The organism is Enterobacter sp. PL_is511 (assembly GCF_055816065.1).
This window is the reverse complement of sequence record NZ_JBVPGP010000024.1, coordinates 503,528-518,684: the sequence shown is the minus strand read 5'-3', so window position 1 is coordinate 518,684 and position 15,157 is coordinate 503,528. Positions and strand designations below refer to the sequence as shown.

At 53.4% G+C, this 15,157-nt stretch carries 15 protein-coding genes; 12 read left to right on the top strand and 3 right to left on the bottom strand.

Annotation, left to right across the window (positions count from 1 at the left end; translation table 11 throughout):
* Window positions 1-85 precede the first annotated feature (85 nt).
* Window positions 86-604 (bottom strand): outer membrane protein OmpX, encoded by a 519-nt coding sequence (gene ompX, locus AC0TN7_RS17915; protein WP_024908709.1) that lies wholly within the window; start codon window positions 602-604, stop codon window positions 86-88.
* Window positions 605-958: 354 nt separating this feature from the next.
* Between ompX and rhtA the strand changes: the two genes are divergently transcribed.
* The 6 genes from rhtA (at window position 959) to ybiO (ending at window position 7,557) form a co-directional block, all read left to right on the top strand.
* Entirely contained in the window at window positions 959-1,846 is an 888-nt protein-coding gene (rhtA, locus tag AC0TN7_RS17910; RefSeq protein ID WP_024908710.1) for a threonine/homoserine exporter RhtA, read from the top strand.
* Window positions 1,847-2,145: 299 nt separating this feature from the next.
* Window positions 2,146-2,649, top strand: coding sequence for a DNA starvation/stationary phase protection protein Dps (gene dps / locus AC0TN7_RS17905; protein ID WP_010428924.1), 504 nt, complete (start codon window positions 2,146-2,148; stop codon window positions 2,647-2,649).
* Between the two features lie 362 nt (window positions 2,650-3,011).
* The gene (gene glnH, locus AC0TN7_RS17900; protein ID WP_023310880.1) at window positions 3,012-3,755 is read left to right on the top strand and encodes a glutamine ABC transporter substrate-binding protein GlnH; all 744 of its coding nucleotides are present in this window, start codon (window positions 3,012-3,014) and stop codon (window positions 3,753-3,755) included.
* An 84-nt stretch (window positions 3,756-3,839) separates the two neighbouring features.
* A complete protein-coding gene (gene glnP / locus AC0TN7_RS17895) occupies window positions 3,840-4,499 on the top strand; it encodes a glutamine ABC transporter permease GlnP (protein ID WP_014169254.1) in 660 nt (219 codons plus the stop codon).
* Window positions 4,496-5,218, top strand: a complete 723-nt coding sequence (glnQ, locus tag AC0TN7_RS17890; protein WP_048991512.1) for a glutamine ABC transporter ATP-binding protein GlnQ — start codon at window positions 4,496-4,498, stop codon at window positions 5,216-5,218. Before glnP ends, glnQ begins: the two co-directional genes overlap by 4 nt.
* A 125-nt stretch (window positions 5,219-5,343) precedes the next feature.
* Complete coding sequence (gene ybiO / locus AC0TN7_RS17885) at window positions 5,344-7,557, top strand: mechanosensitive channel protein (RefSeq protein WP_061715707.1); 2,214 nt, start codon at window positions 5,344-5,346, stop codon at window positions 7,555-7,557.
* A gap of 48 nt (window positions 7,558-7,605) precedes the next feature.
* Here the strand turns inward: ybiO and rlmF are convergent, their stop codons facing one another.
* The gene (rlmF, locus tag AC0TN7_RS17880) at window positions 7,606-8,517 is read right to left on the bottom strand and encodes a 23S rRNA (adenine(1618)-N(6))-methyltransferase RlmF (protein WP_061715708.1); all 912 of its coding nucleotides are present in this window, start codon (window positions 8,515-8,517) and stop codon (window positions 7,606-7,608) included.
* 243 nt (window positions 8,518-8,760) lie between these two features.
* On the opposite strand from rlmF, the gene mcbA reads away from it, so the two are divergent.
* The 3 genes from mcbA (at window position 8,761) to ybiJ (ending at window position 9,964) form a co-directional block, all read left to right on the top strand.
* Entirely contained in the window at window positions 8,761-9,027 is a 267-nt protein-coding gene (gene mcbA / locus AC0TN7_RS17875) for a DUF1471 family periplasmic protein McbA (RefSeq protein WP_024908715.1), read from the top strand.
* Window positions 9,028-9,151: 124 nt separating this feature from the next.
* Entirely contained in the window at window positions 9,152-9,418 is a 267-nt protein-coding gene (locus AC0TN7_RS17870; protein WP_024908716.1) for a DksA/TraR family C4-type zinc finger protein, read from the top strand.
* A gap of 285 nt (window positions 9,419-9,703) precedes the next feature.
* On the top strand, window positions 9,704-9,964 hold the full coding sequence (gene ybiJ / locus AC0TN7_RS17865) for a DUF1471 family protein YbiJ (RefSeq protein WP_023310874.1): 261 nt from the start codon (window positions 9,704-9,706) through the stop codon (window positions 9,962-9,964).
* Window positions 9,965-10,083: 119 nt separating this feature from the next.
* Here the strand turns inward: ybiJ and ybiB are convergent, their stop codons facing one another.
* Entirely contained in the window at window positions 10,084-11,046 is a 963-nt protein-coding gene (ybiB, locus tag AC0TN7_RS17860; protein ID WP_024908717.1) for a DNA-binding protein YbiB, read from the bottom strand.
* A gap of 256 nt (window positions 11,047-11,302) precedes the next feature.
* Between ybiB and AC0TN7_RS17855 the strand changes: the two genes are divergently transcribed.
* The 3 genes from AC0TN7_RS17855 to AC0TN7_RS17845 all read left to right on the top strand — a co-directional run bounded on the left by AC0TN7_RS17855 (window position 11,303) and on the right by AC0TN7_RS17845 (window position 15,152).
* Entirely contained in the window at window positions 11,303-11,839 is a 537-nt protein-coding gene (locus tag AC0TN7_RS17855; protein WP_024908718.1) for a fimbrial protein, read from the top strand.
* Window positions 11,840-11,907: 68 nt separating this feature from the next.
* Window positions 11,908-12,582, top strand: a complete 675-nt coding sequence (locus tag AC0TN7_RS17850) for a fimbrial biogenesis chaperone (RefSeq protein ID WP_024908719.1) — start codon at window positions 11,908-11,910, stop codon at window positions 12,580-12,582.
* A gap of 26 nt (window positions 12,583-12,608) precedes the next feature.
* A complete protein-coding gene (locus AC0TN7_RS17845; RefSeq protein WP_073961597.1) occupies window positions 12,609-15,152 on the top strand; it encodes a fimbria/pilus outer membrane usher protein in 2,544 nt (847 codons plus the stop codon).
* Window positions 15,153-15,157: the final 5 nt, after the last annotated feature.

Genomic DNA, 15,157 nt, shown 5'->3' with positions numbered 1-15,157 from the left:
CAACCTAAGGTTGCCGTTTTGCTTTTCTCTTCGACAAAAAAAATCCGCCACATTGGGCGGATTTTTTATTTAATCACCGAAGTGATTAGAAGCGGTAACCTACGCCAGCGATCCAGGTGCCAACGTCAACGTTGCGGATACGGCTCTGCTCATAGGAGAAGTCCAGAGCAACGTCCTGGATTGGGTTGAACTGCAGGCCTGCGCCATAGGAGAAGCCATAGTCGCTGTTGCTTGCAGTGCGGTTCAGACCCTGGTTTTCGGTCTGCTGGAATTTACCGTAGCCAACACCTACAACACCGTAGATGCTCGCCCAGTCATTCAGACGGTAAGCCGGGCCCGCGGTGATACCGTAGTACTGGCCTTTGTTGTATGCGCCGTTTTCAGAACGATCTTTCTCGGTGTAGGTGAAAGAACCGATCACGCCCAGTGGGTTGTTATCCTGCTCGTAGCGATACTTCAGGTTGAAACCGTTAGCTTTGTTCATCACGCCCTGATAGTCGCTCTGAGCGTAACCACCAGTAACAGTAGAAGTAGCAGCTACAGCGGTACCTGCGGAAACAGCCAGTACAGCGGCCAGTGCTGAAAGACATGCAATTTTTTTCATAACCACCTCAAATGTGATCCAAGTAAGTCCGTAAGTTTTAAATATATCAAAAAAATTTGCGAAACTCTTTGTGATTCGTGATGTCTAATGAAACCTTTCCTGTAACAGAACGTTTCCAGCGTCAGCTATCTCTTTCAAATCACATGCAATTTTCACTACTAAATGCGCATAGTGCGCGTCTGCGCAGTTACATTCATCCAGATTATTCCTAATCTGACAGGCGATAAATCCACCAGCGCTTAACCATTTTACGGATTTGACGTGGTTTTTTTTCAACAGCGCCTCAACCGTAGCCGCATATTTCCTTTACACTGCAACTTTTACCTCATTTGACATAAGCTGACAGGAGAAAGGATGCCTGGGTTATCCCGCACGTCGTCGGTCTGGTTGCCGGTCGCAGTCATACTCATTGCCATGTTGTCCATTCAAAGCGGTGCTTCGCTTGCAAAATCGCTTTTTCCGCTGGTTGGTGCGCCTGGGGTAACTGCCCTGCGTATCGTGCTGGGCACGGCGATACTGGTGGTTATTTTCAAACCCTGGCGTCTGCGATTCAAAAAGGAGCAGCGTTTACCGCTGCTGTTTTATGGACTCTCCCTGGGGGCAATGAACTACCTGTTCTACCTCTCTATTCAGACGATACCGCTGGGGATCGCCGTCGCGCTGGAGTTTACCGGCCCGCTGGCGGTGGCGCTTTTCTCCTCGCGACGTCCGGTCGATTTTATCTGGGTCGTGTTAGCCGTACTGGGGTTGTGGTTCCTGCTGCCGCTGGGCAAGAGTGTTTCTGAGATTGATCTGACGGGCGCAGCGCTGGCGCTGGGTGCAGGCGCCTGCTGGGCCGTCTATATACTTACGGGCCAGCGTGCAGGAGAAGAGCACGGTCCGGCGACCGTCGCGTTGGGGTCACTGATCGCTGCTATCGTCTTTGTGCCCATCGGCATGGCGCAGGCGACCGAATCTATCTGGCAATGGTCCGTCATGCCCATCGGGCTGGCGGTCGCGATCCTCTCTACCGCACTTCCCTATTCTCTGGAGATGATTGCCCTGACGCGTCTGCCGACGCGCATATTTGGCACCCTGATGAGTATGGAGCCTGCGCTAGCCGCCATTTCCGGGATGGTGTTTCTCGGCGAAACCCTGACATTGACCCAGACGCTGGCGCTCTGCTCGATTATCGCGGCATCAATGGGCTCGACGCTCACCATGCGCCCTGAACCTAAAGTGGAGAAAGTGGATATCCGCTAAGCCCATATATTCTGCATGGCTTCCATGCCATGCAGAATAAAGGCCAGAAAGACTGTCGTTATAATTTTTTACACACTTCGCCCTATTTTCAAAATATCCCTCTGGGTTTACATTCCCAGCCAGTAATTAAGATTGATCTGTATCAATTTTAAAATTTTAGATTAATTTCAATGAGTTAAATTCTCAACCTCCTTCTCGCTATTAAACCGATAGGCACAGCCAAACCGCAGGGAAAAAATCCGGTGCTATACTTAGTTCCGTAATTACCTGGGACATAAACATCAAGAGGATATGAGATTATGAGTACCGCTAAACTGGTGAAAACGAAAGCGTCTAATCTGCTTTATACCCGTAACGATGTATCGGACAGCGACAAAAAAGCAACCATTGAGTTGCTGAATCGCCAGGTGATCCAGTTCATCGATCTTTCGCTGATCACCAAACAGGCCCACTGGAATATGCGCGGTGCAAACTTTATTGCCGTTCATGAAATGCTGGATGGCTTCCGCACAGCACTGGTGACCCACCTCGATACGATGGCTGAACGTGCCGTTCAGCTAGGCGGCGTGGCGCTGGGTACCACGCAGGTGATCAACAGCAAAACGCCACTGAAGAGTTATCCGCTGGATATCCATACCGTTCAGGATCACCTGAAAGAGCTGGCGGACCGCTACGCGATTGTGGCAAACGATGTGCGCAAAGCGATTGGCGAAGCCAAAGACGAAGATACCGCTGACATCTTCACCGCCGCGTCCCGCGACCTCGATCAATTCCTGTGGTTTATCGAATCTAACATCGAATAATTCATACGAATTTTCTATCAAACCCTCACCCTCCGGTGAGGGTTTTGCACATCTATGGTGCACAGTTTTTGTCTGCACACCTGCAAAAGTGAACGAAATGTAATAATCACCTCACACAACCGTTAACGGAAGATTGTTTTTTCGTCATAATTTACGCTAAATATCTCCCCGTCAGTTGAGCCAAACGAAGCGCACCAAAACAGTGCTCCACTTTGGTGCAATAAAACCTCATTGCCCCATTTAATGTGCAATGTATGACATCATCCCCTTTGCAAAACAATAGCTTGTAAAGTTGGCACGATTTTTTCATTGTGCCACCTGTTCTCGCAGGGGATCGCCCCGTGGATATAAAAGGAAATGCTATGAAGTCTGTATTAAAAGTTTCACTGGCTGCACTTACCCTGGCTTTTGCGGTGTCCTCTCAGGCTGCCGACAAACTGGTTGTGGCGACCGACACGGCGTTCGTTCCGTTTGAATTCAAACAGGGTGATAAATACGTTGGTTTTGATGTGGATCTGTGGGCCGCAGTCGCAAAAGAACTCAAACTGGATTACACCCTGAAGCCGATGGACTTCAGCGGCATCATCCCGGCACTGCAAACCAAGAACGTCGATCTGGCGCTGGCGGGCATCACCATTACCGATGAACGTAAAAAAGCGATCGACTTCTCTGACGGCTACTACAAAAGCGGCCTGCTGGTGATGGTCAAAGCTGATAATAACGACGTAAAAAGCGTGAAAGATCTCGACGGCAAAGTGGTGGCAGTGAAGAGCGGCACCGGTTCGGTTGATTACGCGAAAGCAAATATCAAAACCAAAGACCTGCGTCAGTTCCCGAACATCGACAACGCGTACATGGAACTCGGCACCAACCGTGCTGATGCGGTTCTGCACGACACGCCGAACATCCTGTACTTCATCAAAACCGCGGGCAACGGCAAGTTCAAAGCGGTTGGCGAGTCTCTGGAAGCCCAGCAGTACGGTATCGCGTTCCCGAAAGGCAGCGACGACCTGCGCACGAAAGTTAACGGCGCGCTGAAAACGCTGAAAGAGAACGGCACCTATAACGAAATCTACAAAAAATGGTTCGGTACCGAGCCTAAATAATAAGACGTAACAATGATGTTCACTCGGGGGCGACCTTTCGCCCCTGCTATTTTTGAAACACGGTAACAGTAACAGGAAATTATCATGCAGTTTGACTGGAGCGCCATCTGGCCTGCCATTCCTATCTTGCTTGAAGGCGCTAAAATGACCCTGTGGATTTCGGTCCTGGGTCTGGTTGGTGGGTTGATTATCGGTCTTGTCGCCGGTTTCGCTCGCACCTACGGCGGCTGGATTGCAAACCACATCGCACTGGTTTTCATCGAAGTGATCCGCGGCACCCCAATTGTCGTACAGGTCATGTTCATCTACTTCGCCCTGCCAATGGCGTTCACCGACCTGCGCATCGATCCGTTCAGCGCAGCCGTCGTCACCATTATGATCAACTCAGGCGCTTACATTGCGGAAATCACCCGCGGTGCGGTGCTGTCGATTCATAAAGGTTTCAGTGAAGCCGGTCTGGCGCTAGGTCTTTCTCGTCGCGAAACGATCCGCCACGTTATTCTGCCGCTGGCACTGCGTCGCATGCTGCCACCGCTCGGTAACCAGTGGATCATCAGCATTAAAGATACGTCGCTGTTCATTGTTATCGGCGTGGCCGAGCTGACCCGTCAGGGTCAGGAGATCATTGCTGGCAACTTCCGCGCGCTGGAAATCTGGAGTGCGGTAGCCGTTGTCTACCTGATCATTACTCTGGTTCTGAGCTTCGTTCTGCGTCGTCTTGAAAGAAGGATGAAAATCCTGTGATTGAATTTAAAAACGTTTCCAAGCACTTTGGCCCAACCCAGGTGCTGCACAATATTGATCTGAACATTAAACAGGGTGAAGTGGTGGTGATTATTGGGCCATCCGGCTCCGGTAAATCCACCCTGCTGCGCTGCATCAACAAGCTGGAAGAGATCACCAGCGGCGACCTTATCGTCGACGGTCTGAAGGTGAACGACCCGAAAGTGGATGACCGTCTGATTCGTCAGGAAGCGGGCATGGTGTTCCAGCAGTTCTACCTGTTCCCGCACCTGACGGCGCTGGAGAACGTGATGTTTGGCCCCCTGCGCGTGCGCGGCGCCAACAAAGCGGCGGCAGAAGCGCTGGCCAAAGATCTGCTGGCGAAAGTCGGCCTGGCTGAACGCGCGCACCACTACCCTTCTGAGCTGTCCGGTGGTCAACAGCAGCGCGTGGCGATTGCCCGCGCGCTGGCGGTCAAACCGAAAATGATGCTGTTTGATGAGCCTACGTCCGCACTCGACCCGGAGCTGCGCCACGAGGTGCTGAAGGTCATGCAGGATCTGGCAGAAGAAGGGATGACGATGGTGATCGTGACCCACGAAATCGGCTTCGCTGAAAAAGTGGCGTCCCGCCTGATCTTTATTGATAAAGGCCGTATCGCGGAAGACGGTAACCCGCAGGAATTAATTGCGAACCCGCCGAGCCCGCGTCTGCAGGAGTTCCTGCAGCACGTCTCCTGATCCATCGCTTTACGCTAAAGCCGGGCTTGCCCGGCTTTTTTACGCCAGATTGTTCCCAAAAATCCCCCTCCGCGTCCCGACTTCTATACTTATCATTTTGTTCGACATTTTCACCGGAGGACGCCGTGCCGTGGATCCTGTTGCTGTTGATTAGCCTGTTTAGTGCGCCATCGTTCGCCGTCGCGATCCCCGGCGTGACCACCGGAACAACCGCCAGCCAGCAAAATACGCCGCCACCGGAACCCGATGTCGAACAGAAAAAAGCCGCCTACAGCGCCCTCGCCGACGTCCTTGAGAACGACACCTCCCGGCAGGAACTTATTGGTCAGCTGCGGAAAGTGGCCGCCACGCCGCCGCAGGAGCCGGTGCCTGTCATCACCCCTCCCCAGGTGGAGGAACAAAAAACGGTGCTGGAAAATGTCACCGACGTGAGCCGGCACTATGGGGAAGCGCTCTCCTCGCGCTTTGCTCAGCTCTACCGCAACCTGATTGGCTCGCCGCATAAGCCGTTTAACCCACAAACGTTTACCGCCGCCGCCACGCAGTTTCTGATGCTGGCCGGTGCAGTATTTCTTTTTTACTGGCTGGTACGCCTGTGCGCGTGGCCGCTCTATCGCAAAATGGGGCAATGGGGACGCAGAAAGAATCAGCAGAAAAGCAGCTGGCTGCACCTGCCGTTGATGATAGCCTCAGCGTTTATGATCGATTTACTGCTGCTTGCGTTGACGCTGTTTTTAGGCCAGATGTTGGCCGACAGGCTGAACGCGGACAACAAAACCATCGCCTTCCAGCAGTCGCTTTTCCTGAACGCCTTTGCCCTGATTGAGTTCTTCAAAGCGCTGCTGCGGTTACTTTTTTGTCCGCACGTGCCTGAACTGCGTCCTTTCGCCATTCGGGATGCGAGCGCGAAGTACTGGGCGCTGCGTCTGAGCGTGCTCAGCGGGCTGATTGGCTACGGTCTGCTGGTTGCCGTGCCGATCATCTCCAACCAGGTGAACGTCCAGTTCGGGGCGCTGGCAAACGTCATTATCATGATCTGCATTACCGTCTGGTCTCTGTATCTGATCTTCCACAATAAAAAAACCATTACCCAAAGCCTGCTGAATCTGGCCGATCGCTCCCTCTCGTTCTTTAGCCTGTTTATCCGCGCTTTCGCCCTGGTATGGCACTGGCTTGCAAGCGCCTACTTCATCGTACTGTGCTTCTTCTCGCTGTTCGACCCGGGCAATAGCCTGAAATTCATGATGGGGGCGACGTTCAAAAGCCTGGCCATTATCGGTATCGCGGCGTTTGTGTCGGGGCTGCTGTCGCGCTGGATCTCGAAAACCATCACCCTGTCGCCGCAGGTACAGCGTAATTACCCGGAGCTGCAAAAACGGGTGAACGGCTGGATGTCGGTATCGCTCAAAGTGGCGCGCATTCTCACCGTCTGCGTGGCGATTATGCTGCTCCTGAATGCGTGGAGCCTGTTTGATTTCTGGAACTGGCTGCACAACGGTGCGGGTGAAAAAACGGTCGATATCCTGATTCGCATCGCGCTGATTTTGTTCTTCTCCGCCGTCGGCTGGACGCTGCTGGCGAGCCTTATCGAGAACCGCCTGGTATCGGATATTCACGGCAGGCCGCTGCCCAGCGCGCGGGCAAGAACGCTGTTAACCCTGTTCCGCAACGCGCTGGCGGTGATTATCAGCACCATCACCATCATGATTGTGCTGTCGGAAATCGGCGTAAATATCGCCCCGCTGCTGGCGGGGGCCGGTGCGCTGGGGCTGGCGATCTCCTTCGGGTCGCAAACGCTGGTGAAGGATATTATTACCGGCATTTTCATTCAGTTTGAAAACGGGATGAACACGGGCGATCTGGTGACCATCGGACCGTTAACCGGCACCGTGGAGAGGATGTCCATCCGCTCGGTGGGCGTGCGCCAGGACACCGGGGCGTACCACATCATTCCCTGGTCTTCGATCACCACCTTCGCCAACTTTGTACGCGGCATTGGTTCAGTTGTAGCGAACTACGATGTGGATCGTCACGAGGATGCCGATAAAGCGAAGCAGGCGCTGCGCGATGCGGTAGAAGAGCTGATGCAGATGGAGGATATTCGCGGGCTGGTGATTGGCGAGCCGTCATTCGCCGGCATCGTCGGGCTGACGAACACGGCGTTTACCCTGCGCGTGTCGTTCACCACCCAGCCGCTGAAGCAGTGGACGGTGCGCTTTGCGCTCGACAGCATGGTGAAAAAACACTTCGATCTGGCGAACGTGCGGATGCCGGTCCAGACCTATCAGGTACTGCCGCCGCCCGCAGCTCCGCTCCCACCGCAGGAGCCGACGCTGTAGCCTCGTTGCCGGGTGGCGGCTTCGCCTTACCCGGCCTGCGACGGAGTGCTATTTGCGACGTTTGTTATTGTCCATAAACGTCCAGGCGATAAAGCGGCTTTGCTTCTGGCCCTGCGCCATCTCTTTTTTCACCACTTTTACGGCGCCCGCTTCGGTCAGCGCGCGGTAGAGTGGCGGCAGGTTATCTCCGCGGGAAACCAGCGTTGTGAACCACTTCACCTGACGGCCAAACTGTTTGCTTTCCGCAATCATCCGCAGGATAAACGCCACTTCGCCCCCTTCACACCAGAGCTCCTGCTGCTGACCGCCGAAGTTCAGCGCGGCGTCTTCAGCCTGACCCAGATTGCGGCGCTTGCGCTCGCTGCCCGCGCGGGCCGATGCCGCCGAATCATGGAACGGCGGATTGCACATCGTGGCGTCATAGCTTTCGTTTTTGTGAATAATGCCGTTGAAGATCGACGCCGCCTCTTTCTGACGACGCAGGCGAATGGCGCGGCTCAATCCCGGGTTAGCGCTGATAATTGCCTGGGCGCTGGCAAAAGCCTCGTCACCGATTTCGCTTCCGGTAAAGCGCCAGTGGTATTCATGCGCGCCGATCAGCGGGTAAATCAGATTCGCCCCGGTGCCAATATCCAGAATGGTGGCCTGCGGTGGAACAACGCCCTCATTGCCCTCGGCAAGAAGATCGGCAAGGTGATGCACGTAATCCGCGCGGCCCGGCACAGGTGGACAGAGAAAGCCTTCCGGAATATCCCAGTGAGCCACACCGTAAAAATGCGCCAGTAGGGCTTTGTTCAACATTTTAACCGCCTGCGGGTCAGCAAAGTTGACCGAGGGCTCTCCCGCTGGGGTCTGAACCAGGTAGTCCCGCAGCGGCGGGCAGCTCAGGCATAACGCATTCATGTCGTAGCGGCTGCGGTGGCGATTTCGCGGGTGCAATCCCGGCTTTTGGGCAGTCATGGCATTCTCCTTTAAACAGCGGCGTAAGATACCCTTTGCTGGCCCAACGGTAAATCTTTCTCTGCGTCGCGCAAAAAACCGTCGTAAATCAAACACCTTTATGTCTATGATCTGTCAGCGAATTGCCAATTTATATCGTTCAAAAAATAAGCAGATCATCATCAAATATTTGCGCTAAGTCACACTCATCAGGCTTCTAAACTTAAAGGGAATCACCTGCTGTTTCCTCATGAGGATGTGATTATGAAAAAGTATCTGACCCTTGCTATTATCGCTGGCGTCCTGGCAACTGCTTCATTCTCTGCCATGGCCGTTCAGTCACTAACCCAGAGTACCGACACTAGCCAGCTCCGTCCTGCAGGCACCGTTTCAGTTAGCCGTGCCAGCAACCTTGACGATCTCCAGGCTAAACTTGCCGAAAAAGCCCGTCAGGAAGGTGCAAAAGGATTCGAGATTAATTCCGCCAGCGGCGATAACCATATGTTTGGCACCGCGACCATTTACAAGTAACCCCACTACACTCCAACACACTGCATCTGCCGCACAGATGCAGTTCTCTTTTTCCTTCGCCTTGATTGTTCATTTTTTAACCCCATAGTAAACGTATGGCTTAAACCGATTTTGGGAGGACGCTATGGCTTCCGGCTGGGCAAATGACGACGCTGTTAACCAACAGATCAACAGTACTATTGAAGATGCGGTTGCGCGCGCCCGCGGTGAAATTCCGCGCGGCGAAAGCTTAACGGAATGCGAAGAATGCGGAGAACCCATTCCGGAGGCGCGCCGGAAAGCCATCCCCGGCGTAAGGCTTTGCATCACTTGCCAGCAACATAAAGATTCAAAAAACTCATCATATTCGGGATATAATCGCAGAGGTTCGAAAGACAGCCAGTTACGTTGACTTTCCTTTACCTAAGTTAACCTCGCAGGCCCATACCTTTACGCTCACGATTTTTAACGAACCGCGTGGCAAAATGTGCCCTTCATTTCGCTTCTGTAAAGCGCATCAACAAGAAGTGTAAATCGCCAGTTTGAATTTATTAATATTCAATAAGTTATTTGTCATTCAGTTTTTTTGAGCAACCACGTCAATTCTCTTCGATTTTATCCCTCGCAAAAAAACGTGATACTCATCACATCGACGGAACATCGTCTCCTTAACAGAAACACCTGCGAGAGATTAATTATGAAAACCATCAAATATGCTGTAGCTGCTGTTGCCCTGTCCGCTCTATCCTTCGGCGCTTTCGCCGTAGAGCCAGTCTCTTCAACTCAGGCACAGAACATGAACAAAGTCGGTGTGGTGAGTGCTGATGGCGCGACCACGCTGGACGGTCTGGAAGCCAAACTGGCTGAGAAAGCCGCTGCTGCCGGTGCAAGCGGATACACCATTACCTCCGCTAACGGCAATAACAAGCTGAGCGGTACCGCGGTTATCTACAAATAATCGCCTGAACGAATGCTGTCCCCTCGCCAAACCCTCTGGTGAGCTGCTCCAACCCTCATTGACCCTGTTGTTTGTTACCCTTGCTTGCCCGTCCGCCACTGGACGGGCTTTTTTTTTAGTTAAAAAGACTGCGCCACGCGTGCCAGCCCGGCTTCTACCGTGTCCACTTCACCGGTTGCCAGCAAACAGCAGGCCATCTGCAGCTTGATCGAATGCGGAACAGGAACTTTTCCGGCAAGGCACTGCTCAATCCAGTGGGCTGTAGTATGGGGATCTTTTGCCTCAGGCAATATCACACCGCTATTTTCCTCCCCGCGTTCCAGAATGGTGCGCGTACCTGCAGAATCAATCAGCATCACCTGCGGGCAACGCTGTGGGTTCGCATAAACCTCACCTTCCGTGCCGTGCATCAGTAACGCCCTTCCACCAATAGCCGCAAAGAACTGACCCACACGCGCCACGTATTCCGGGTGCGAGACGCTGGAAAGACGAAGGGCGGCATCTTCGCCAAACGGTGTGGCCAGCTTCGCCAGCGTGTGCGCGCTGTTGCGCACGCCCATGCGCCAGCGCATATCGAGCTGCTTTTCAAGCGGCGGGCAAAGTGTGCCAACCGGGATATAAACGGGCTGATGGCCATCCAGCTTCGCCTGCGCCTGACCGGCATGACGCGTTGGCTCGATGCCCAGCATCCCGAAAATGGTTTCCGTCAGTACGCGAGTGGGGTCTTCACTAACCCCGTGCACCACCACCGGGAACCCCAGCTTGTGTAATAAAATAGCGAGAAGCGGGGTTAAATTTGCCTGCTTGCGCGCGCCGTTGTAGCTCGGGATTACGATCGGCATGGGCTTTGCCACAGGCGGCGTTAAGCGCAGCGTTTGCGCCTGCATGGCTTCATAGAACCCGCGCATCTCCGCCTCACCCTCCCCTTTGATACGCAGCGCGATCAGAATGCCCCCCATTTCCAGGTCGGGGACGTCGCCCTCAAGCATGCGGGTGTAAAGTGCACGCGCGGTTTCATGGTCCAGATCGCGGGCATGATTTTTCCCACGCCCTACCTCTTTGATAATTTTGCGGTAATCCACGACTTCTCTCCTGACAGCATCATCTTGTTAACAATATAGCCCTGATGATTGCCCGGCCGTTAGTGTTTTATCCCCTAACCCAATGCTCTGTTTTAATGAAAAAAAATATATACAAGCAATTTTTCAATTATTTGTGATTTCTGCAGAAGATTCTTAGACATGTATTTTTTGATTAAATAACCAGCGGAAAGTCTTCCAGGGTCAACGGTGAAAACGTCCAGGCAACGTTCGCACCAGTCACATATCAGGATTCACTATGAACAAGGTTGCTTTAGGTTTATTCATCGCCGCAGCGGTGGGATGTTCTGCATCCGCATTTGCGGCAACAAACGGTGAAGGGCAGATCAATTTCACCGGAGAAATTATTGATTCAGCGTGTCAGGTGGTTAATGGGTTAAGTAACCCGTTAAACGTTCAGTTAGGCAAAGTATCTAAAACGGTATTTACCGGGGCAGGCTCTACCAGCACGTTAACGAAGTTCGATATTCAGTTAAAAGACTGTCCGGAAACCGTTACCTCTGCAGCGATTAACTTCGGCGGAACGCCGGATGCGAATAACAACGCAACGCTGGCATTAACGCCGGATGTGGATGCGGCAACGGGTGTCGCTATTCAGCTGGTTGACGCTTCTGAGCAGCCGGTGAGTCTGTACACCCCTTCTCAGCAATATCCGTTAGCCTCCGGTACAGCAGTTAACGACCTGATATTCGGCGCGCGTTATATTCAAACTGGGGCCGCAATTACCGCAGGTCCGGCTAACTCCGTTTCGACCTTCACCGTTATCTATAACTGATATTATCAATCCTGAGATATTAACGCGGTTATACGCGTTAATATCTCTTATCTTATTGAGAAATATTTATGCGCCACGGTTATTTACTGAGCACGCTTTTACTGGCGGCCTCTACTGCACATGCAGGTGTCATTATTAATGGCACACGTCTGATCTACCAGGGAGAGAAAAAGGAATCGTCTCTTGGTCTTTCAAACCCAGATGCAACGGATTATCTGGTACAGTCCTGGGTCGACTCTGGCGGTAAAAACCTGGCCAAAGCGCCGTTCCTGATCACCCCTCCTCTTTTCCGTCTGGATGCGAAAGAAGATAACGTTCTGCGCGTTGTACGTACGGGCGGAAATTTACCGGAAGACAGGGAATCTCTGTACTGGTTAAATATTAAAGCGATCCCATCATCAAAGCACGTCGAAGGTGTGAATACGCTACAAATTGCCATTAATACGCGTATTAAATTGCTTTATCGCCCGTCAGCAGTAAAAGGCAGACCAGAAGAGGTGGCCGATAAGCTTGAATGGCGCCGTGAAGGTAATGAACTGGTGGTGAATAACCCCACGCCTTTCTTTATGAACTTCCAGACCGTCACGCTGAACGGTCATAAAGTAACAAAAGCCACCTGGGCGGTCCCGAAAACGGAAACGCATTTTGCCTTGCCTGGCAATATCGGAGGCTCAACCGTCACGTATTCCATTATTACTGATTACGGCAGCATCAGCCATACCTGGTCGAAAGCCGTTCGTTAATACTATCCCCCGGTAATAAAATAATCATGTACAGCCATAAAAAGCCGTTTACCTGCCGAATTTCATCCCTGCTGGTCATTCTCTGTGGCCTGGCACTGGCGATCTTTGCGCAGCAGGTTATGGCTGATGATTATTTTAACCCCGCGCTGCTGGATATTGATAATCCGCAACAGGGTAAGACCGATCTGTCGGTTTACGAAAAAGGGCCAGGGCAGGCACCGGGGAAATATCAGGTCGCTATTTTTATTAATAATAATAAAATTGATACCCGCGACGTCACGTTCACATTGCATAAAGGTTCACACGGCAGCAGTTCACTTCAGCCCTGCTTTAGCCTGAATGATTTAAAAAGCCTTGGGATCAAAACCCAAAAATATCCGGCGCTGATGGCAAAAGGCCAGTGTGCCGATTTAACCGCCATCCCGGCAGCCTCCACGTCGTTTCACGTTCGCAATCAGCAGCTGCTGCTCAGTATCCCTCAACTGGCCCTGGGCCAGGTTCCACGCGGCTATATCGACCCGAAAGAATTCGACGAGGGGATCACCGCAGGTATTCTCAACTACAGCGCGACCGCCAGCCAGAGCCATGCGCGACAGTCGGGCGAGCAGAATAACAGCAGCCAGTACGTTAACCTGCGTCCCGGGTTTAACGTTGGCGCCTGGCGCGTACGCAACTACTCCACGTGGAATCGCAGCACCCAGGGCAAGGAAGAGCAGCAAAGATTCTCTTCCGTTTATACCTATGCCCAGCGCGATATCGTGGCGATGAAAAGCGATCTCACCGTTGGACAAAGCTCTTCGCCTTCTGATGTTTTTGACAGCGTACCCTACACCGGCGTGGAGATTAAATCCGACAGCGACATGCTGCCGGACAGCGAAAAAGGCTATGCGCCCATTATTCGCGGCACCGCACACAGCAATGCGCTGGTGATGGTTCGCCAGAACGGCTACGTCATTTATCAGAACACGGTCGCCCCCGGCGCGTTTGAAATTAACGACCTTTACCCCACCGGCAGCAGCGGCGATCTGCAGGTCACCGTGAAAGAGACCGACGGCAGCGAAAGCCATTTCGTAGTGCCATATGCCTCCGTACCAGTACTGCAGCGCGAAAAAAACCTGCGCTACAGCGTGACCGCCGGGCGGTACCGTTCCTACGACAAAGACGTCGAGAAAACTCCGTTTGCCCAGGGCAGCGCGATTTACGGCCTGCCCTTTGGTTTTACCGCTTACGGCGGCATACAGCAGAGCAGCCACTATCAGTCCCAGGCGCTCGGCGCCGGGAAAAACATGGGCGATTTAGGGGCGTTCTCCATCGACGTCACCCGTGCGAAAGCCCTGCTAAAGAAGCTGCAGTCGAGTAAAGGCCAGTCCTGGCGCGTGCGCTACAGCAAAGATTTTGCCGGTTCAGGCACCAACTTCTCGCTCGCGGGCTATCGCTACAACAGCAAAGGGTTTTACACCCTGGAAGACACCATGGAGTCATATACCCGCTCTGACGACTGGTCTGCCCCCCAGCAGCGCCGCGCCCGAACCGAGGCCACCATCGACCAGACGCTGCCCGAAGGCTGGGGGTCCGTCACCCTGAGCATGGTGAAAGAGACTTACTGGAGCCAGAACCAGGACATGACCTCCATGAGCGTTAGCTACAACAACAGCTGGCACGGGGTGAGCTACAGCCTGAGCTACAGCATGAACAAGAACACCCAGAACAGCGATGAAAACGGCGACGAAGTGACGAACGACAACCAGTTCTCGCTGAGCGTCTCCGTGCCGCTGGACCACTGGATGCATAACACCTGGGCCACCTACAACCTGAACAATACCAAAGACGGTACCACGCAGAATATCGGCCTGAACGGCACGGCGTTGAAGGAAGACAACCTGAACTGGAATATTCAGGAAGGGCTGAGCAGTACCGGCAGCGGTAACTCAACCAGCATGAACGCCGATTACAAAGCGACCTATGGCGAAGTGAGCGCAGGCGTCAGTCAGGATAAATACCAGCAAACCGTGAACGTCGGTTTGCAGGGCGGCGTGGTTGCCCATGCGAACGGCATCACCCTGAGCCAGCCGCTCGGTGAGACCATTGCGCTGGTGAAGGCGCCGGGAACGCACGGGACGCATATCACCAACCAGACGGGCGTTGAGACCGATTTCCGCGGCTACACCGTCGTACCATTCGTCACCGCATATCGCCATAACACCATTGCGCTGGATACCGAAACGCTGCCGGATGATGCCGACGTGACGCACGCGGCGCAGGTCGTCACCCCAACGCGGGGAGCGGTGGTGCGCGCCAGCTTTAACACCCGCGTGGGCAATCGCGTGCTGATGACGCTCACGCACAACGGTAAACCGCTGCCCTTCGGCGCGACGGTGACCACTGAGGATAAGGACAGCGAATTTATCGTTGGCTCAGATGGCCAAACGTACCTCTCCGGCCTCCCCGCACGCGGAACACTCTCCGTTATGTGGGGTGACAATGCCAGCGAACAATGCATCGCGCAGTACGCGCTGGCTGAAGAGAGAGATGAATCCGGCATTATTACCGCTGCCGCAACATGTCAGTAATGCAC